Here is an 18,226-nt window from a genome sequence, read left to right as displayed (position 1 = left end):
TCGCCGCTATTCAGATCCCTTGACTTAAAATACAGAGACAGGAAGTTTTAATGATGAAATATCAAAAATCGTAATCCGACATCGTAATCTCGCTAAGGCATTTGCGGTCCAGCGCCGGGAAACCAAATCCCCAGGCTAACTGCTTATTGTCGCGTGCGGTGAGATAACCAAACGTTCTTCCCGGTAATTTTTCGCGGGGGACAAAGCGCAATGTGACATCCGGGAAATTATCCTGGACCTCTTCAAGCGTAATACATTCTCCACTGATGGAAAACGAGACCAGCTTAACGGTCCCGCCACCATTCGGGCTAAGGCGCACATCCAGGTTGCTGATGGTGATCCCATCATTTAAGGTAAATGGCGCGGAGGTGAAACGATCTTTTGCTGTCGGTTTATAAGGAATCATCGGCTGGTTTAAAAGGGCGCTGACCGCATCTATTTTTTTGCCCCACAGTGATTTTAATTCTTTTGTTATTTGCCACAGAGAATCATGATTCATTTTTTTTTGTTCCGCATGCGTCGTCAACGTGAAAAGAGAAAGGAGTAATAACACCGGGAAATTTGTCGCCATCCTACTGGTCATAATGACTCCCATAATAATCGTTATAATTTTGTTCGGTTCCAGAGGCGATTTCATTTTTACCGATAATCTTACCAATGGATTGCATGGCACTATTCCGTGATATTTCACCGCTAACCATCTTGTTGTACGTCTGATTATAGGCCGCTTCCGTTGCATCGCTGCCTGCGGCGACACCAATATCAAGCCCACCATTTGCCAGTATTTCGCGCTGGATCTTGATGTTGTTCAACGTCGCGCCACCCTCGTCCATCAGTTGGCTATTGATATAATTTTCACGGCTGGATAAATCCGGCGTAACCGGATACATCGCATGGCCCGCTTCGTGCGCCAGCGTTTGTACCGTGTCCTGAGCATTAACCATATGCTCAGGATCCATGACAATAAGCCTGCTCTCGCCGCTGGTGAAACTCCCTTCCCCGGCAGCCCCTGGCTGGATAGCCCAGCCTTTCGTTTTCAATTCTTTAAGCTGCGACTGAAGGGTAGGCGATTTATTGATCTGGTTAACCACATCCTCATTGAGCGGCATAGTCTGAGAATTCTCAGGATCATTCTTATAAACATAATCCCCCTTCAGCGGCGGTGGTGCTTTGTATTTCGTCACCGGTTTGGCCGCCCCCACCGAAGCCGCTGCCACAGGAGCCGCGTGCTGCACGTTACCCTGCGGGGAAAATTTTGCCTGAACCGCGGAGTTAATATTCCCTTTATGGTCAGTCCCTGGCGCGGTAGTCGGGGCTTTTGTTCCGGGAGCATTCAGATGTAACTTACCGCCGGTGGTAATGTGCCCATCTTCTTCGACAAAGAAGTTAAAGGATTTACCGATCAGGTTAATTTTGCCGTTCGCGTTAAGCTCAATGGCGGTGTGACCGGACACCAGCCGCAACTGCGTCCCGGAAGCCAGAATAAACTGCTCCACTACGGCATCGAGCTTGCCTTTGCCGGTGAGGATTTCCGTTTGCCCTTTCACCGCCTGTGTCTGATTCGTTTCGACGCGGTGCAGCTCATTTTTACGCACATAGTGGCTGTGATTACTGCCAATCGATCGCGAGGCGTCGTTTTTGACGTGGACATCCATGTTGCGTTCCGCCTGGATCCACACCTGCTCTTCACCCGCCTTGTCTTCAAAGCGCAGGGCGTTAGCGTTATCGACCGAACCATCTTTCGAGCGGCTAAGGAAGCCCATCTGCGTGGCTGCCGCAGGTAATGCCCACGGCGGCATACTCGCTTCGTTGTAGACGCGCCCGGTGATAATCGGTCTGTCCGGGTCGCCGTTAATAAAGTCGATCACCACTTCGTCCCCCACGCGCGGGATCTGCACCCCGCCGAAGCCCTGCCCCGCCCAGGCACTCGACACCCGCACCCAGCAGGAGCTGGTGTCATCGCCTTTCGCCAGACGGTCCCAGTGGAATTTCACCTTCACCCGACCATATTTATCCGTCCAGATGCTCTCGCCCTGCGGGCCGACCACTTTCGCCGTCTGCGGCCCGTAGGTTTTCGGCCACGCCGTCACCGCCGCCGGGCGGAACACCACCGACGACGGAATGACAGTGAAATCGATGCGGTGCACCGTTTCGCCGTCGGAGCCGCTGGCGTAGCGGTTTTCCTCGAAAATGTAGTTCGCTTCGGTGGTCAGGTACTCGCCGTTATCGCTGAAAAACGGCGCGTTATACAGCGCAAAGGTGTTTCCCGGTGCGACACCAACCGCCGTGGCGGTGCCCTGAATCTGCTGGTGCTCCACCTGCCAGCGCTCCTGGCGGATACGCGCGTAATACTCCCCGTGACCGTGCTCGACAAAACGCCCCGGCCAGTCGTACACGTCAATGCTGCCCGGCTGCGGTGACGCCGGGTTCTGCCGCGCCTGGAACAGCCACGCGTTCGGTTTGCGGAAGTCGTAATCGTCGAGGCTGTAAATGCCCGGCGTCACGCTGTCCTCCAGCGCCCACTGGCTGATGCCCTCTTCGGCTGTGCTGCCGCCGGACGGCGTCTGGTGATACGGAATGGTTTCGTAGCCGCTGAAGGGCTGATGTTCGGTCGCCGCGTCGGTCAGCACCAGCACATGGCGGTCGGCTTCGTGGCGGAAATGGTAGGCGATGCCCTCAAGCTCCATCAGACGGCTGATGAAGTCGAGACTCGATTCCTGGTACTGCACGCAGTAATCCCAGGTGCGGTAACTGCCGGTCAGCTTATCTTCCACGTTCACCTGATATTCGCCGAGCAGCGTTTTCACTATCTGCGGCGCAGTCTGGCCCTGGAAGATACGCAGGTTGCGGTCGCGTTTCATCGGCCACAAATCCGGCTCCACGGTGAGCTGGTACACCGCGTAACGCGTCCCCGAAAGTTCAACGGCGCTCACCGCCACGCGGGTGATTTTGCCGTTGATATAACGCGTACCCGTTCCCTGAGTGGGAATATTGACGGTTGCGGATTGACCCAGCAGTTTGCTGCGATCGACCCGCGCATCGGTGCTCAGCACCGTCAGCGTCAGCGTAAATGACTCCGACAGCGCTTCGCGCCCGGAGAGTTTCCAGAAAAGCAGGCCGTCGACCGGCAGCTTGACCGTGATCCTGTTCGCCATAACCATGATTCCGTAAAAATCAATCACCGGAAAGCGCACTTGCTGTTGCCTGTGCGTTCGTTTTTTTAGGTGGAAAATGACTGTGCGTTGCGTGTGCCGTTACGGTGCCAGCATTAATACTTTGAACTGGCTTGGCACAATGCGCATGCCAATGGCATTGGTGGAGTTTTGCAGGCTGACGCTGGTTAAGCGCGTGGCCGGTGTACCTTTAAGCAGCACGGTGAATGCGCCGGTCAGGTGGCGCGATGGCCCCATCACCGTGCCGGAAGCGACACCCGTCGCCACGCCCGGGTTATCGCCATTAGTCAGCGGTGTAATGGTCGCCATATTGTGTGCGGGCATGCCCATAAACAGAATATTGAGCGCGTTCGGTATCGCGGTTGGTCCCAGCGCGATATCCGGGTACGGGATCGGTGTCGGAGCAGGCATCGGCGTCAGGCAGACATCCGGAAATGCGAGATCAACCCCCATCAACTGGCAGTTTGCAAACATCGAATTACCCCATATGGATCTGTTCAGAATCGACTTTAGTGATCGCTTTCGAGGTGATCACCGTGTTTTGCGCGTGCATACGCAGATAATCTTCCGCTTTCATATCCAGTTGCCCGGCGCGCACATGCTCGGTCTGCCGGGTGGTGCGAAACAGGTGCTGGCTCATCTGCGTGACCGTCTGCCAGACGGATTCCGCGCGTTTGCCAACAATGCGCGAAAGCGTAACCCACGCGGAAATCTTGTCGCCGCTGTAGTTCATCTCGCTGATATGGCAATCGCCTTTCGCCGCACTGACATTCAGCGCATCGCTGCTAAGGGTTAACGCGCCCTGGCTTGTGATACGCAAGTCACCCGGCACACTAAGCTCAGTGGCGTCTTCGTTACCGCGCTCCAGCACGGCGAGTAGCCACATCTGGTTATCGACCGCGCTTATCAGCACCGTATCGCCCGCCTGCGGTGCAATCACGCAGCTTACTGCCCGGCGGCAGTGCCAGCCGCGCCCGTCGCATTCGACCATCAGGCTGCCATCGTCAAAACAGTGGGTGACGCGTGCGGAAAACTGGCCGCCGGGCAGCGTGGCGAGAGTCAAAGGTTGATTGAGGTTGTTCATTGCAGGTCTCCGTAAATTCTGCTGTGGCGTTCGGCGGTCCAGGCCTCCGCCGCCAGTAACTCTTCGTCGTACTCAAGAATGCCTTTGCGATCGGCAAAGCGCGCGCCCTCTTGCCGCGCGCGATGAAAACGGCTGCGTGAGAATGTCGCACCGCGAAAATCGGCTTCGCACACCTCCGCGCCGCTGAAATCGGCATAGGTAAAATCACACAGGGTGAAATCGACCTGCCGGGCCGCAACGTGTTGCAGGATGCTCTGGAAAAAACGGCTCTGTTTAAAACTGGCCTGCTGTAATGTCGCGCCGACAAAAATCGCCTGATCGAACAGGCTGCCGTGGGCGTGCGCGCCGCTCAAATCGGCCTGCATAAACAGCGCCTGCGTGGCATTAACGTTGTTCAGTCGCGCTTGTCTGAGCGATGCGCCTTTGAAATTGCACTGGGTGAGCTGCGCCCCGCTAAAATCAGCGCCATCAAGCTGGTTATCGGTAAACTGACAGCCGGTGAACTGATGCTGCGCATAGTTTTTGCCGCGCTGGTCGCAGTTAAAAAACACCGCCCGTTCAAACTGGCTCCCGCTGAGATCCGTATCGCGCAGATCAATACCGAAGTACGTGGTCAGCAGGTTATGGCAATGATTGAGTTTCGCCCCTTCAAGCGGACACTCAAACAGGGTCGAACGTTCTAAACGCGCAGCGGTAAAAAGACTGTTATTCAGCGGGCTGCGCATGAACTGTGTGCTGTCAAAAGTTGACTGCGAGAAGTCGCAGCCGGTCAATGTGCATTCGTTGAATACGCAACGCAGCAGCGAGGTATTACTGAAATTCGCCGCGGCTACATCGCACTGGTTAAACACGGTCTCTTCGAGGTGTGCCGCTGTAAGCACGGTGCCTGCGAGCTGGCATTCGGTAAAGACGCTCTCCTGCAGATTGCAACCTTGCAGGTTGGCCCCTTCGAAAGACACCTCCTGAAAAATCCCGCCGGATAAATCACATCCGCGCAGATCGCAGCCATCAAGGTTGAGTTCCATAATGGCCTCGCCGCTTTTCACTTTTTGCTGCAGCTCAGCGGCACTTAACTGACTCATATCACCTCCCCGTCGCGCTTCGGCAGGGTTTTCACGCGTTTGTTATAGGCACCCTCAAATTTCGTGGCGCTGTCCGCTAGCGACTGGGAAAGATCGGCGCGAAACAGATTGCTGAAACTGAGATCGGCTCCTTCAAGGCGGCTTTTTTGCATCATCGCGCCCATTAAATTGGCGTCGGTAAAACGCACACGCCGAAAATCAGTACGCATAAACAGGCTGCCGGTTAGCGTCGCACCGCTAAAATCCGCCCCTTCACATTGCGCCTCGCTGAGATCGCTGTTATCGAGCTTCGCACGAACGAAACGGGCGTCAGTCAGTACCGCCTGGCGTAAATTGCTCTGCTTAAGCTGCGCGCCGCTGAAATCTGCACCGCACAGCGTGCCTCCGGATGCCACCGCACAGGTGATAAGCGAGGCGTCACGAAACAGGGCTCGCTCAAGGCGGCTCTCTACCCAGGAACAGCCTTCCAGATGTGCCCCGGCAAACGAGGCGCTTTGCAGTTCACACTGGATAAAACTGCTTTTATTCATTGTTGCCGCGCTGAAGTCAGGTTGCGGCAGCGTAAGTTCCATAAACACACAATTATCCAGCGTCGCATGATGGAATACGCACTGGCTAAAGCCGGTTTTACGCAGCAGCAGGTTTTCCAGCCGTGCATGGCTGAAATCACAGGCGTCAAACAGCGCATCGGTCATTTCCGATTCTGTAAATTGCGCACCGGTGAAATTGGTCTGGTGGCACTGCGCCAGCGCAAGACTTGCTTCGGTGAAGTTGCATTCGCAAAGCGAGGCACCCTGTAAATCCGTGCGCGCCAGCATCGCGTGGCTAAAATCAGCGCCGTCAAGCTGGCACTGACTGAGGTTGGCACACTCCAGCAGTGCATTGCGGAAATTGGCGCCACGGAGATCCATGCCGGAAAAATCCGCGCCGGTCAGATCCAGCCCGCTGAAATCCCCACCCTGCGCCATTGTTCTTTCGGCACGCTGGCGAATAATCAGCGCGATATCGCCAGTCAGTTTGATGGCAGGTGGTTGCTCTGCGGCGGACATCAGATAGAGTTTGTGCAGCGCTTCCCGGCTCTGCTTGAGCTTTTTCTCACTCATGCTGTCGGCGTTACGCTCGAGTAAATCCTGCATGCGCATCATCGATTCCGGCCCGCGCGGCTGATTTTCCTGCGCATTCATCTGGGGGAAACGCGCCTCCATCTCGGCCTTGCGTGTTTCGGCCTGCGCCTGCATTTGCTGGGCTTTGCGCTCCATCTCTTCGATAAACTCAGGCAACTCCTCCAGCTTCGGAAGTGCGGGCTCCTCCATCTCCTGGAGCAGATCGGCGGTGTCCGCACCCTGCGCTTCCAGCCGCGCACGATGCTGCTCGCGCAGCTGCATGGCGCGGTTTTGCTGGTTATCGCGCATCGGGCTGTGGTTTTCCTGTACCTCGCTGTCGATCCACGGGCCGATAACCTCTTCAGGTATCAAATCTTTTTCACGGAAGGCAAACAGCGCGCCTTTCTCTTTATCCAGCCGCTGATGAAGGACTTTGCGATAGTGGTTGACCGAACGGGCAGCACCGGTTTTTTCGAGCGCCGGCATCAGTTGCAAAACGTCTGCGGCATCGTCTTCATTGATACGCTGATTGCCCTGCCAGATAAGCACCATCTGCTCAAGATGCGGGAAAAACCACACCGTAGTGGCGCGCAGCGCTATCTCTTCAAACAGGATCTCATCGCCGCGCTGGCGCTGCATAAAGCAGCGCGCCTGCCACGGCGGCAGCGTGCCTTCCTGCAAATGCTGCTCCGGGTGCATATTCCAGATGCGCCATGCGGCCTGCGGTGGTAACGCATCCCGCTCTTCCCACCACTGATCGGGGCTAGCAGCGTTAAATACCCGCCAGTCGATATCAGGCGCGAAACCGGGGAAATCATGCTGTAACCAACGGGCATCGTAATTTTTACCCATCCGACGAAAGCGGCGAGGCCAGAGAAGATCCAGCGGGCCGAAAGAGGCTGGTTCAGGTTTTGCGCGCGGAGACGTGACACGCTGATTTAAGAGTTCAATATTAGGCAGACGACGAAATCGGGTGCCGTTGTGGTTTTCTTCCACCGCACCGATACCGTGCGGGTTTTCCTCAAAACCTTCGCCCCCGAAAGCGCGGCTCCAGTCGAGACGCATCTGTTCAAAAGGTTTGGCGGCGGTCGGGCGCAAACCAGCCCAGTAGCGATCGCCAGTGACGGCCAGCGTTTTACTGAGTTCGCCGATTTCAATGCGTACCGCACACGCGGTTTTATCCTGATGATGGTGCGAATAAGCGAAGCCGGTAGCGAGGAATTCGGCGCGCGCTTTTGGCATTGCCATATCCAGCACGCCGCCGCTGGTTTGTAGCTCACTGGCGGCCAGTTGCCACAACTCGACTTCAGGACGTAATTTTGGTTGTGCGCTCATATCCAGCAGCGCGAGAACAGAAACACCCAGGTGATTTTGCCCCTGCAGGCGAAATGGGCGATTAAGCACACTCAGCCGCAGCGGTTTAATAATCTTCATATAACATCCTTTGGAAGATTAAGTGTATCGTTGGCGTTTTTTTAACGTCAGGAAAGAGCGCCTTACGATGAAATAATTAATGAATTTAAAATACGCGCGGAAGATTAACCTTATTGAGCGAAGGATCGCTGCGCAAATAAATGACCGGAACGGTTTCGCCCGCTTTATAGTTAAGCATCTCCATTGTTTTCACCACGGTAACCACATTTTGTTGTGTGAAAACCTTGCCGGTATGATCGTTAAATTCATAATCCAGGGTGATATTGACGATGCCATTTGGCGCGGGCGTTCCCGCCACGGCCTGAGTTATTCGCGCATTGACATGCACAGGATCGCTGGCGATGCGCTTTTTTATTCGGTTGTTTTTTATATCGCGAATCGCGATTTTAATAAAAACAATAATTACCAGTGCGGGAAAGAGATAAGCCAGATACTTAAAATAATCCATTACGTTTCCTGAAATGATTCATCAAAAACAATATCGGCAACAGCGATTTTCTTTGTAAGCAACCCTTGATATTTTATGCGCAACTTAAGGCCCGGCTTTAACCTTTCGATATCACTGGCATTAATTAAAGCCGCTGCTTTTTTCTTTTGCGTTTGCCGATCAATCACAATGATGAAATGAAATAGAAAATATTCGCCTTTTGGCGTTGATTTTAACGGTGCCCATGTTTCCAGCACGCCCTCTTTTTCAGGGCCATACCAGTCACGTAACGTTGCACGATACTGGATTAATTTCGCATCGCCGGTAGGCTCACGCAGACCTTTAATAAAAAGGTAAATAAAAACAGCCAATATAGACCATGAAAAGAGCGTGAGGTTTTTTGCAATGAGGTCCGTCATGAATGGCAATACCTTATCTTCGCTAAAACTCAATTTTAATGACCGCTAAGCGGCCTTCGCTTCCTTTCTTCACTTTGATTCGCAGTCCAGGCTGGATCAATGGCATCTGAGAAATATTCACCAGTGTTTTAGCAGTGTAGAGTTGATCACCGCCCGGCAGGTGAAAGCGAATATCATAAAAGAAGTCATTACCAAATCGATCGCCGGTGATTTTGCAGGAAATAATTTCGCTTTCGATAATATCTCCAGGCCAAAGATGGCAAGTCAGAAAGATATCAATCTCAGCCTTTTTCTTATTTTCCACTCTGAACATCAAAAAGAAAATCAGACTGGCAATGACCGAAGCAGCAATACCGCCATACATAAAATATTTTGAATAGTATTCAATACCCATCATCACATTCCCGAATGAAGTCTATTTACGGTACTAAAATAAGATATTTTCGTCATCGAGATATTTTATTTGTATCTGTTTGCCAGGCTCTAACTGGTATGAATAAAAGGCATCGATCGTTTGCGATCCTTTGACGATGCGCTCGACACCGTCGAAATCCACCGCCAGTTCATAGACAACGTTTGTGCTGCCGCCGTCATTCGAACCGGTAGAGCGCATGCTCAAAATCTTTGCATTAAGCAGCCTGCCGTGCTGATCTGTCTGATACGCTAAATAACATTGCCTGCCTATATATAAAACGAACCCACCGACAAGTGCGATAACAAGAACAGCCTCCATGGGAATTACCTCATTATGCAAAATATCTATATCGAAAAACTACTAATGGGACCGGAAGAGTAAGAGATGCTCATTATATTTTTTGTTGAGCTTTAAAAAATGCGTAATGCAAACTTAATTATCTGAAATTCAAGGTTTATAAAAAATAATAATTTTTATTTATAGAAAATTATCTATCCAGTGGGTATGGAATATTAATCTTTATTTTCTTAGGTTCTTTCTTTGAGTAAGTCAGAGGCAGCTTTGTTCCTTTTTGATATTCTGAAACCTTAACGGCATCAATAACTGCCTTCCCTTCAGTGTTAACGATTTTATGATCGGCGGTAATAAACCGCACCTGAATGAGCACATTAATAAAAGCGGAATTCTCGCCACTTGAGCTACGGATATTAACAATCTCACCCTGCGCCTGCCCCGCATCAGTCGGGTCAATTTTAACCGCCCCTCTACCAGCCATGATGATGTTATAGACAAAGAAAACAAAAATGCCAAAGAAGATAACTAGCAAGGGATAAGTAACAAAATAAGAAATTGCCATTTGAACCTTTTTATCATGCCGTGTGGTTGTTATTAACGCTTTAAATTTTTTTGAAATGCAACCCAATAGTATAACCAGTCACGCACACTCAAAAAAACCAGCTAACTTATTCCATTTCGCCCGGCATAAGAAGTACTTGTTGAGGATCCTGAGGGAGATAGTAAAGCACAACAGTGTTGTTCCTCATGATTTTTATTAAATCCTCAGGCGTAAAGTATCTTTTAGTTGTAACGGTTACAGTTTCATTTTTAGTTGTAAACTCGACCACCATGCGAAATCGGGTATTTCCCGTGCCCGATGCGCCAATTTTCTCCTTACTTAAAATTTTCGCTTCTGTTCTAACGCCTTCTTTTTTAAATTTATCGTGAACAACACCTGTATGGTAACAGTATAAAAGGATGCCAATGCAAACAATAAAAATAAGTGAGATGGTAAAAACAGGAGAGTAAAACACGATAGCCGCCATGGTTAAAATAATTAAAACAATATAATTTGTATTTTTCACAGTCCAAAATGGTTGACTTACTGAAAAACCGTTAGCTTTACAGCCTCCAACCTTCAAAAAAAGCCAACCAGGATTATCTTTGCAACTAACCGATTCGATTAACTATTTACAATAATAGTTATTCCATATCTTGAGGGACCAAATAAATCTGTTGCGGATTTTCTGGCAGATAAAATAGTTGCACATTATTTTTATCATTTTCACCACCTATGGGAGTACGTTTTAGGCCAAGGTGCCGGCAGGGGGTAGAACGCCACAGATGTCCGAAGTTACATACCTTTTCACTTACACTTTGGCAATTAACTTATCCAGCGGGGAGGAGATTTTCAATTTTATTTTCTTAGATTCTAGCGCCCAGGCATAGAAGCAAATGAATTATTCGACATCTCCTGAACAACAACCAGGAATAATCAATAATAATCATCTTGCTTTTTTGTTATCAAATGTATTTTATTTCTCAAACATAAAAACATAATGTTTATCATCGACATACATAATTTTTATTTGCATTCCAGGTTGCATCTGTGGAGCGTAAAAGGTATCGATCTTTTCACGACCTTCAATTTTACGCCCTTCAACATTTAAAACATAAGCTACAGTTGTATTTCCTGAGTCATCCGTGGAAACAGGTCTGATATTTTCAATCACGGCCATAATCGGGCGACCTTCACGAATTATTTTCTCCGTTTTATTAACAGAAATGAAACACATAATAACAACCGCAGCAATTATGCCAATCGCTAATAAAATCCCCATCATATTGCTCATTCCTTTTTTCATAAATACATAGTCATCTGTGCAGACATAATACATAAAGAAGCATAGGCTGACTTCAAAGCTGATGTAAACTCGGTTCTGCCTTGTTTTTTAGAAACATCGAATCCTGTTTGATTATACTGAAGGCCTTTTATCCCGACAGATACGCCTGTCAATGAGGCATCCGCTATTTTAACGGTCATCGCTGCATGTTTATAAGTAAAGTATTCTTCCCAAAAGCTTTTCTCCTGCTTATGGGTATATTCTACCAACGGTGCATCGAACACGATCCGCTGTGCTTTTAAATGTATTTTTTGAGAAACCTCCTGATAAGAATCACCATCTACATATACGGTAGAACCACCATTAATGCTTTGCCAGGAGCCATTGCTTTGTACTGTTAACTTATACCCCTCACCAATTGTTTCTTTTTTCCCCCCCGCAACGATTGTCGTTTCAAGTCCCTGTGCGAATCTCTCCGTAACTTTCTCCGTTACATGAAGATATTCCGTGCCTTCGACGTCCGTGTTGCGTCCACCTTTTACCGTAACCTTATCACCGCCGCTGGTGATATTCAGCGTACGCCCATTCTTGATGGTTTCCGTCTGGCTGTTGTTGAAGGTGGTGGTTTCCGCTTCATCTACCGTAGTCGTGCGCTTCGCACGATAGTAAAACGAGGCGTCACCAGTGACATCGTCTTTCTGCTCTTTCAAAATGGTCGTCGTACGATTGCCGTCAATGTTGACCGTCTTGTCATTTTCCACCGAGACTTTCATATCTTTTTCGGAATGCAACTCGACAGTTTCGCTCCCGGCGCGATCCTCAAAAAACAGGTAGCTGGCGTTGTCTTTACTACCGTCTTTACTGCGGGTCATAAAGCCCATGCGCGTTGAGTCATCCGGCAGTGTCCACGGCGGCATGCTGGATTCGTTGTAGACTCGCCCGGTAACGATCGGCCGGTCCGGGTCGCCATTGATAAAGTCGATCACCACTTCGTCGCCCACGCGCGGGATCTGCACCCCGCCGAAGCCCTGCCCCGCCCAGGCACTCGACACGCGCACCCAGCAGGAGCTGGTGTCATCGCCTTTCGACAGGCGGTCCCAGTGGAATTTCACCTTCACCCGGCCATATTTATCCGTCCAGATGCTTTCGCCCTGCGGGCCGACCACTTTCGCCGTCTGCGGGCCGTAGGTTTTCGGCCACGCCGTCACCGCCGCCGGGCGGAACACCACCGACGACGGAATGACAGTGAAATCGATGCGGTGCACCGTTTCGCCGTCGGAGCCGCTGGCGTAGCGGTTTTCCTCGAAAAAGTAGTTCGCTTCGGTGGTCAGGTACTCGCCGTTATCGCTGAAAAACGGCGCGTTATACAGCGCAAAGGTGTTTCCCGGTGCGACGCCAACCGCCGTGGCGGTGCCCTGAATCTGCTGGTGCTCCACCTGCCAGCGTTCCTGGCGGATACGCGCGTAATACTCCCCGTGACCGTGCTCGACAAAACGCCCCGGCCAGTCGTACACGTCAATGCTGCCCGGCTGCGGTGACGCCGGGTTCTGCCGCGCCTGGAACAGCCACGCGTTCGGTTTGCGGAAGTCGTAATCGTCGAGGCTGTAAATGCCCGGCGTCACGCTGTCCTCCAGCGCCCACTGGCTGATGCCCTCTTCATCCGTGCTGCCGCCGGACGGCGTCTGGTGATACGGAATGGTTTCGTAGCCGCTGAAGGGCTGATGTTCGGTCGCCGCGTCAGTCAGCACCAGCACATGGCGGTCGGCTTCGTGGCGGAAATGGTAGGCGATGCCCTCAAGCTCCATCAGACGGCTGATGAAATCGAGGCTCGATTCCTGGTACTGCACGCAGTAATCCCAGGTGCGGTAACTGCCGGTCAGCTTATCTTCCACGTTCACCTGATATTCGCCGAGCAGCGTTTTCACAATCTGCGGCGCAGTCTGGCCCTGGAAGATACGCAGGTTACGGTCGCGTTTCATCGGCCACAAATCCGGCTCCACGGTGAGCTGGTACACCGCGTAACGCGTCCCCGAAAGTTCAACGGCGCTCACCGCCACGCGGGTGATTTTGCCGTTGATATAACGCGTACCCGTTCCCTGAGTGGGAATATTGACGGTTGCGGATTGACCCAGCAGTTTGCTGCGATCGACCCGCGCATCGGTGCTCAGCACCGTCAGCGCCAGCGTAAATGACTCCGACAGCGCTTCGCGCCCGGCAAGTTTCCAGAAAAGTAAACCCTCGACGGGTAACGTCGCCGTGATTCTGTTCTGCATAACGAGAGATCCCTACTCAATGTCTGTCAGCGGCAATCAGCGCACGGTAAAACCTGCGCGCTATTTTGCGCGATGAAATTTAATACTCTGGATGATTTGTTGATATTGCTTTTGATGTTCTTCGCTGAATTCGCCAGGGCAGGTGCCGACGTAGCTCACCATTTTTTTCCCGGCGGGATCGTCGAGCAAAATTAACGTCTGGCGCTGGAAGATAACGTGGTTGTCATTTTTGAACTGGTAGAAGAGCTCCACGGCGGGATAACCGTCCACTTCCAGCATTTCCGACGATTCAAGATGAAAATCGATGAGCGTCATCTCCAGCTCACGCGTTTTTCGGGCAGCGAGGGCGTGAACTTTATCGTCAGCTTTTGCATTACTTCGCGATACGACAAACGTAAATTCACCGCCACCCTGATTGCTGTGTGTTAATAAATTCATAGTTCTGTCTTTTTAATATAACGAGCGAGACGAGCGTTGTTATGGCAACAAGAAGACATTGCATCAGCATGCAATGTGAAAAATGACGCGCGCGGGAATGGCTTCCCGCGCGCTGCCGGGCGCCAGCCCGGAGGAACCACCACTATTGTGCTTGCGGGTTGATAAGCCAGGTGCCTGGCTGCCCAATAGTAATAGTCTGGCTGCGGGTCTGACCGTTGCCCTGCAGTACCAGGTTGTAACGCCCCGGTTGCAGCTTCAGTGATGCAAAACCGTTGGTGGCCGGAGAAACAGACTGCGCTTCGCCGTTCAGCGTCAGTTTTTCACCCTCGTTCATACGCACAAAAATCTGCGCAACCGGCTCTTGTACTGCAGGCGCAGTAGTCTGGCTTTGTGCCTGCGTGGTTTGTGAAGGCGTCGCCGCAGGTGCGGTAGTTGTCTCCTGCCCGCTCTGGCGCGGCGGTTCAGCGGCCTGCTGCGTGGTCTGCTGCTGATCGCTGTTACTGGCATTCTGCGTCGCCGCCGTGTCCGGCGAGGAACTCCCGCCAAACAGCGCCGCCCCCGCAATCACCCCAACGATCACGCCCGCCGCCACCAGCCCCGGCACTTTGTAACGTTTCACGCTACTCAGCGCATCGGTTTTTTCTGTCGTTTCTTCCACCGGCACCAGCATGGTGCCCGGCTGTTTTACGCTCATGACGTCGTCGATCCCGGCGACCGGCATTTCAATCAGCGCAGCGAATTCATCCACCGTTTGCGGACGGTCTTCCATTTTCAGCGACAGCGCGCGATCCACCGCCTGCAACAGCGTGTGCGAATAACCCGGCAAACCGCGCTGCGTCAGCGGAACATAGGTGTCCTGAATGCTGCGTACCACGCTCACCGGCGGCGGTGAGCCAATAATCAGCGTGTGCAGCACGGCGCCAAGGGCGTAAATATCGGTCCACGGCCCCTGCTCGCTTTCGTTGTCGTCGGTGTATTGTTCAATCGGCGCATAACCCGGACGCAGCATGGTTTCGGTTTCATCGGAAACCGAGCCAATACTGCGACGCGCAGAGCCGAAATCGAGCAACACCGGCAGACCGTTATCCTGAATCTGGATGTTATCCAGCGAGATATCGCGGTGCAGGTAGCCTTCGTCATGAATGGTTTTGATAGCACCCAGCAGCATCGGCAGCATGCGGCGGATCCACGCTTCATTAATCAGCGTCGGGTTCTTTTCACGCAGGCGGGAAAGCGTGGTGCCGCTGTAAAACACCGTTCCCATGTAGGCGGTGTCGTTCTGCACCCAGAAGCGCAGCACGTGCAGCAGGTTCGGGTGGTTGAAGCGCGCCAGCAGACGCGCCTCCTGAATAAAACTGTTCAGCCCGGCGGTAAATGCTTTACTGAAGCGCTCGCTGCGCAGCACCAGCGTCATGTCATCATTACGTACCGCCAGCGACGACGGCATAAACTCTTTAATCGCGATGGTTCGCTCAAGCTGGTGATCCTTGGCGCGATAGACGATGCCAAAACCACCGCCGCCGATCACTTCTAAAATTTCAAACTCGTTGAAGCGATATCCCGGTGGCAATGCATTCGGTACACTCCGGTTGTTATCGTGATCCGTCATATTGGAAAACTCTCTTGATAATGGCTTTACGCCGCAAACTGACAGTGAAACTCACCCTGCTCAAACGTGACCCGTAAGCGCTTATATTGCTCGTCGCGCGCGCTGGCGTCGAGTAATAGCTGGCTCATCAGCGGCAGCAGTGTATTAGTAAGGATGGCGTCCACCATACGGCCGCCTGATTCGACTTCCGTGCAGCGGGCTACAATTTGTTCCACCACGCTGTCGTCCACTTCCGACACAATCCCGTGGTTGTCCGCCAGGCGGCGCTGAATGCGTTTAAGCTGCAGGCGCACAATCATCGCCAGCATCTCGTCGCTGAGCGGGTAGTACGGCACCACCAGCAAACGGCCCAGCAGCGCGGGCGGGAAAACCTGCAACAGCGGCGGGCGCAGCGCGTCGCGCAGGGCGTCCGGTTCCGGCATCAGTTCCGGATCGGCGCACATGCCGGTAATCAGCTCAGTCCCGACGTTAGAGGTGAGAATAATAATGGTGTTACGAAAATCAATATGGCGACCTTCGCCATCTTCCATCCAGCCTTTATCGAATACCTGGAAGAAGATTTCATGCACATCCGGGTGGGCTTTTTCGATCTCATCGAGCAGCACCACGCTGTAAGGACGGCGGCGCACCGCTTCAGTTAACACCCCGCCTTCGCCGTAACCCACATAGCCCGGAGGCGCGCCTTTCAGCGTAGAAACCGTATGTGCTTCCTGGAATTCACTCATGTTGATGGTGATAACGTTCTGCTCGCCACCGTACAGCGACTCCGCCAGCGCCAACGCGGTTTCGGTTTTACCGACGCCGGACGGGCCGCACAACATAAAGACGCCCACCGGTTTGTTCGGATCGTCCAGGCGCGCACGCGAAGTCTGCACCCGTTTGGCAATCAGTTCCAGGCCGTGGCGCTGTCCAATCACGCGTTCGTTCAGGGTATCGGCCAGTTTTAACACCGCGTCGATTTCGTTTTTCACCATCCGGCCCAGCGGGATGCCGGTCCAGTCGGAAACCACGGCGGCGACCACGTTGGCATCGACCGAGGTAAACAGCAGTGGCGCGTCGCCCTGTAGCGCACGTAGTTCGGCCTGCTGTTGCGTCAGCGTGGCGCGTAAATCGGCCTGCGCCTCTTCCGGCGAAGTATGCAGCTGCGCGCGCAGCGCAATAATCGCGTCAACCAGCGCCTGCTCCTGCTCCCAGCGCGCCGTCAGTTCGTCGCGTTGTTGCGCCAGTTTTTCCAGCTCGACCTGCAATTTTTCCACGCGATCGCTTTCACCGGTCGCCATTTTCGCTTCACGGTTGGCAATCTCAACTTCCACGTCCAGCGCGGCGATGCGGTGCAGGCAATCTTCCAGCTGCGGCGGCGGAGAACTTTGGCTTACCGCGACGCGCGCACAGGCGGTATCGAGCAGCGCAACGGCTTTATCCGGCAACTGGCGCGCCGGAATGTAGCGGTGCGAGAGTTTCACCGCCGCGACAACCGCTTCATCCAGCAGCAGCACGCGGTGGTGCTTTTCCAGGGCCGAAACGGTGCTGCGCAGCATCAGAACGGCTTTTTCTTCGTCTGGTTCGGCGACTTGTACGGTCTGGAAACGGCGGGTCAGCGCCGGATCTTTCTCAATGTATTTTTTGTATTCCGCCCAGGTGGTCGCGCCGATGGTGCGAAGCTGACCACGCGCCAGCGCCGGTTTCAGCAGGTTGGCGGCATCGCCCGTGCCCTGCTGGCCGCCGGCGCCAATCAGCGTGTGAATTTCGTCGATAAACAGAATGATCGGTGTCGGGCTCGATTGCACTTCGTTAATCAGCGACTGTAAACGCGCTTCAAACTCGCCCTTCATTCCCGCGCCCGCCTGCAACATGCCAATATCCAGCAGCCACAGTTGCACATCCACCAGCGGCTCCGGCACATCACCTGCGGCAATGCGCAGCGCCAGCCCTTCCACCACCGCCGTTTTACCCACGCCCGCTTCACCGGTGAGCAGCGGGTTGTTCTGGCGGCGACGCATCAGAATATCCACCATCTGGCGGATCTCTTCATCGCGCCCCACTACCGGGTCGATTTTGCCGTCGCGCGCACGCGCGGTCAGATCCTGACCATACTGCGCCAGTGTTCCCTGCTGCTGCGGTACGCCTGCGCCCGCGTCATCGTTCAGCGCCACGGTGACTTGCTGGCTCTCTTTGCTGTTGGCGAAAATGGCATCGAAGTTATCCAGCAGCGCATCGGCGCTGATACGCTCAAACTGCGGCGAAATGCCTTTCAGCACGTTTGCCAGGCTCCAGGTTTTCAGGATCCCGGCCAGCAGGTGTCCGCCGCGAATGCGCGTCACGCCATATTTTAACGAGCCATATACCCACGCGCGTTCAACGGCGGTATCAATGTGTTCTGACAAGTCGGAAACCGAACTTGCGCCGCGCGGCAGTTTGTCCAGCGCCGCGACGATATCGCGCGTCAGCGCCTCTTCATCCAGCGAAAAGTGGCGAATAACCTGTTGCAGATCGCCGTCCGTCTGTTGCATCAGTTGATGCAGCCAGTGAACCAGCTCCACATACGGGTTGCCACGCAGCTTACAAAAGGCGGTGGCGCTTTCCAGCGAGGTAAATAACAGCGTATCGAGTTTGCCGAACAGAACGGCGCGGCTGATTTCTGACATGAGT

17 protein-coding genes are annotated in these 18,226 nt (G+C 53.0%); all 17 read right to left on the bottom strand.

Annotation, left to right across the window (positions count from 1 at the left end; genetic code table 11):
- Positions 1-61: 61 nt before the first annotated feature.
- Complete coding sequence (locus tag M8Q36_RS16670; protein ID WP_249881617.1) at positions 62-571, bottom strand: hypothetical protein; 510 nt, start codon at positions 569-571, stop codon at positions 62-64.
- 1 nt (position 572) lies between these two features.
- A complete protein-coding gene (locus tag M8Q36_RS16665; protein ID WP_249881616.1) occupies positions 573-3,155 on the bottom strand; it encodes a type VI secretion system Vgr family protein in 2,583 nt (860 codons plus the stop codon).
- A gap of 99 nt (positions 3,156-3,254) precedes the next feature.
- On the bottom strand, positions 3,255-3,647 hold the full coding sequence (locus M8Q36_RS16660; protein ID WP_016495682.1) for a DUF4150 domain-containing protein: 393 nt from the start codon (positions 3,645-3,647) through the stop codon (positions 3,255-3,257).
- Between the two features lie 4 nt (positions 3,648-3,651).
- Complete coding sequence (locus M8Q36_RS16655; protein WP_160269769.1) at positions 3,652-4,257, bottom strand: DUF3540 domain-containing protein; 606 nt, start codon at positions 4,255-4,257, stop codon at positions 3,652-3,654.
- A complete protein-coding gene (locus tag M8Q36_RS16650; RefSeq protein ID WP_249881615.1) occupies positions 4,254-5,339 on the bottom strand; it encodes a pentapeptide repeat-containing protein in 1,086 nt (361 codons plus the stop codon). Before M8Q36_RS16650 ends, M8Q36_RS16655 begins: the two co-directional genes overlap by 4 nt.
- On the bottom strand, positions 5,336-7,876 hold the full coding sequence (locus M8Q36_RS16645) for a DUF2169 family type VI secretion system accessory protein (RefSeq protein ID WP_249881614.1): 2,541 nt from the start codon (positions 7,874-7,876) through the stop codon (positions 5,336-5,338). Before M8Q36_RS16645 ends, M8Q36_RS16650 begins: the two co-directional genes overlap by 4 nt.
- Positions 7,877-7,961: 85 nt before the next feature.
- Positions 7,962-8,324, bottom strand: coding sequence for a hypothetical protein (locus M8Q36_RS16640; RefSeq protein ID WP_249881613.1), 363 nt, complete (start codon positions 8,322-8,324; stop codon positions 7,962-7,964).
- A complete protein-coding gene (locus M8Q36_RS16635; RefSeq protein WP_249881612.1) occupies positions 8,324-8,722 on the bottom strand; it encodes a hypothetical protein in 399 nt (132 codons plus the stop codon). Before M8Q36_RS16635 ends, M8Q36_RS16640 begins: the two co-directional genes overlap by 1 nt.
- Before the next feature lie 22 nt (positions 8,723-8,744).
- Positions 8,745-9,119 carry a hypothetical protein gene (locus M8Q36_RS16630; RefSeq protein WP_249881611.1) on the bottom strand — a complete coding sequence of 125 codons (375 nt, stop codon included), beginning with the start codon at positions 9,117-9,119 and terminating at the stop codon, positions 8,745-8,747.
- Positions 9,120-9,149: 30 nt separating this feature from the next.
- Positions 9,150-9,455 carry a hypothetical protein gene (locus M8Q36_RS16625; RefSeq protein WP_249881610.1) on the bottom strand — a complete coding sequence of 102 codons (306 nt, stop codon included), beginning with the start codon at positions 9,453-9,455 and terminating at the stop codon, positions 9,150-9,152.
- Positions 9,456-9,624: 169 nt separating this feature from the next.
- Positions 9,625-9,993: a hypothetical protein gene (locus M8Q36_RS16620; protein ID WP_249881609.1), complete on the bottom strand. Its 369-nt coding sequence runs from the start codon at positions 9,991-9,993 to the stop codon at positions 9,625-9,627.
- A gap of 106 nt (positions 9,994-10,099) precedes the next feature.
- On the bottom strand, positions 10,100-10,555 hold the full coding sequence (locus M8Q36_RS16615; RefSeq protein ID WP_249881608.1) for a DUF3592 domain-containing protein: 456 nt from the start codon (positions 10,553-10,555) through the stop codon (positions 10,100-10,102).
- Positions 10,556-10,948: 393 nt separating this feature from the next.
- A complete protein-coding gene (locus M8Q36_RS16610) occupies positions 10,949-11,257 on the bottom strand; it encodes a hypothetical protein (protein ID WP_249881607.1) in 309 nt (102 codons plus the stop codon).
- Positions 11,258-11,274: 17 nt separating this feature from the next.
- A complete protein-coding gene (locus M8Q36_RS16605; protein ID WP_249881606.1) occupies positions 11,275-13,530 on the bottom strand; it encodes a type VI secretion system Vgr family protein in 2,256 nt (751 codons plus the stop codon).
- A 60-nt stretch (positions 13,531-13,590) separates the two neighbouring features.
- Positions 13,591-13,968 (bottom strand): DcrB-related protein, encoded by a 378-nt coding sequence (locus M8Q36_RS16600; protein ID WP_016495669.1) that lies wholly within the window; start codon positions 13,966-13,968, stop codon positions 13,591-13,593.
- 142 nt (positions 13,969-14,110) lie between these two features.
- Positions 14,111-15,577, bottom strand: a complete 1,467-nt coding sequence (locus tag M8Q36_RS16595; protein WP_249881605.1) for a serine/threonine protein kinase — start codon at positions 15,575-15,577, stop codon at positions 14,111-14,113.
- A gap of 26 nt (positions 15,578-15,603) precedes the next feature.
- A complete protein-coding gene (gene tssH, locus M8Q36_RS16590; RefSeq protein WP_044489630.1) occupies positions 15,604-18,222 on the bottom strand; it encodes a type VI secretion system ATPase TssH in 2,619 nt (872 codons plus the stop codon).
- Positions 18,223-18,226 lie beyond the last annotated feature (4 nt).

Source organism: Kosakonia sp. R1.Fl (assembly GCF_023516815.1).
In the GTDB taxonomy this organism is placed as follows: Bacteria; Pseudomonadota; Gammaproteobacteria; order Enterobacterales; family Enterobacteriaceae; genus Kosakonia.
Note: the sequence above shows the minus strand (reverse complement) of the source record. Positions and strands in the feature narration are given on the sequence as shown.

Coding starts and splice junctions, on each gene's coding strand:
- M8Q36_RS16670 (WP_249881617.1), bottom strand. CDS start 571: ATGGCGACAAATTTCCCGGTGTTATTACTCCTTTCTCTTTTCACGTTG.
- M8Q36_RS16665 (WP_249881616.1), bottom strand. CDS start 3,155: ATGGCGAACAGGATCACGGTCAAGCTGCCGGTCGACGGCCTGCTTTTC.
- M8Q36_RS16660 (WP_016495682.1), bottom strand. CDS start 3,647: ATGTTTGCAAACTGCCAGTTGATGGGGGTTGATCTCGCATTTCCGGAT.
- M8Q36_RS16655 (WP_160269769.1), bottom strand. CDS start 4,257: ATGAACAACCTCAATCAACCTTTGACTCTCGCCACGCTGCCCGGCGGC.
- M8Q36_RS16650 (WP_249881615.1), bottom strand. CDS start 5,339: ATGAGTCAGTTAAGTGCCGCTGAGCTGCAGCAAAAAGTGAAAAGCGGC.
- M8Q36_RS16645 (WP_249881614.1), bottom strand. CDS start 7,876: ATGAAGATTATTAAACCGCTGCGGCTGAGTGTGCTTAATCGCCCATTT.
- M8Q36_RS16640 (WP_249881613.1), bottom strand. CDS start 8,324: ATGGATTATTTTAAGTATCTGGCTTATCTCTTTCCCGCACTGGTAATT.
- M8Q36_RS16635 (WP_249881612.1), bottom strand. CDS start 8,722: ATGACGGACCTCATTGCAAAAAACCTCACGCTCTTTTCATGGTCTATA.
- M8Q36_RS16630 (WP_249881611.1), bottom strand. CDS start 9,119: ATGATGGGTATTGAATACTATTCAAAATATTTTATGTATGGCGGTATT.
- M8Q36_RS16625 (WP_249881610.1), bottom strand. CDS start 9,455: ATGGAGGCTGTTCTTGTTATCGCACTTGTCGGTGGGTTCGTTTTATAT.
- M8Q36_RS16620 (WP_249881609.1), bottom strand. CDS start 9,993: ATGGCAATTTCTTATTTTGTTACTTATCCCTTGCTAGTTATCTTCTTT.
- M8Q36_RS16610 (WP_249881607.1), bottom strand. CDS start 11,257: ATGATGGGGATTTTATTAGCGATTGGCATAATTGCTGCGGTTGTTATT.
- M8Q36_RS16605 (WP_249881606.1), bottom strand. CDS start 13,530: ATGCAGAACAGAATCACGGCGACGTTACCCGTCGAGGGTTTACTTTTC.
- M8Q36_RS16600 (WP_016495669.1), bottom strand. CDS start 13,968: ATGAATTTATTAACACACAGCAATCAGGGTGGCGGTGAATTTACGTTT.
- M8Q36_RS16595 (WP_249881605.1), bottom strand. CDS start 15,577: ATGACGGATCACGATAACAACCGGAGTGTACCGAATGCATTGCCACCG.
- tssH (WP_044489630.1), bottom strand. CDS start 18,222: ATGTCAGAAATCAGCCGCGCCGTTCTGTTCGGCAAACTCGATACGCTG.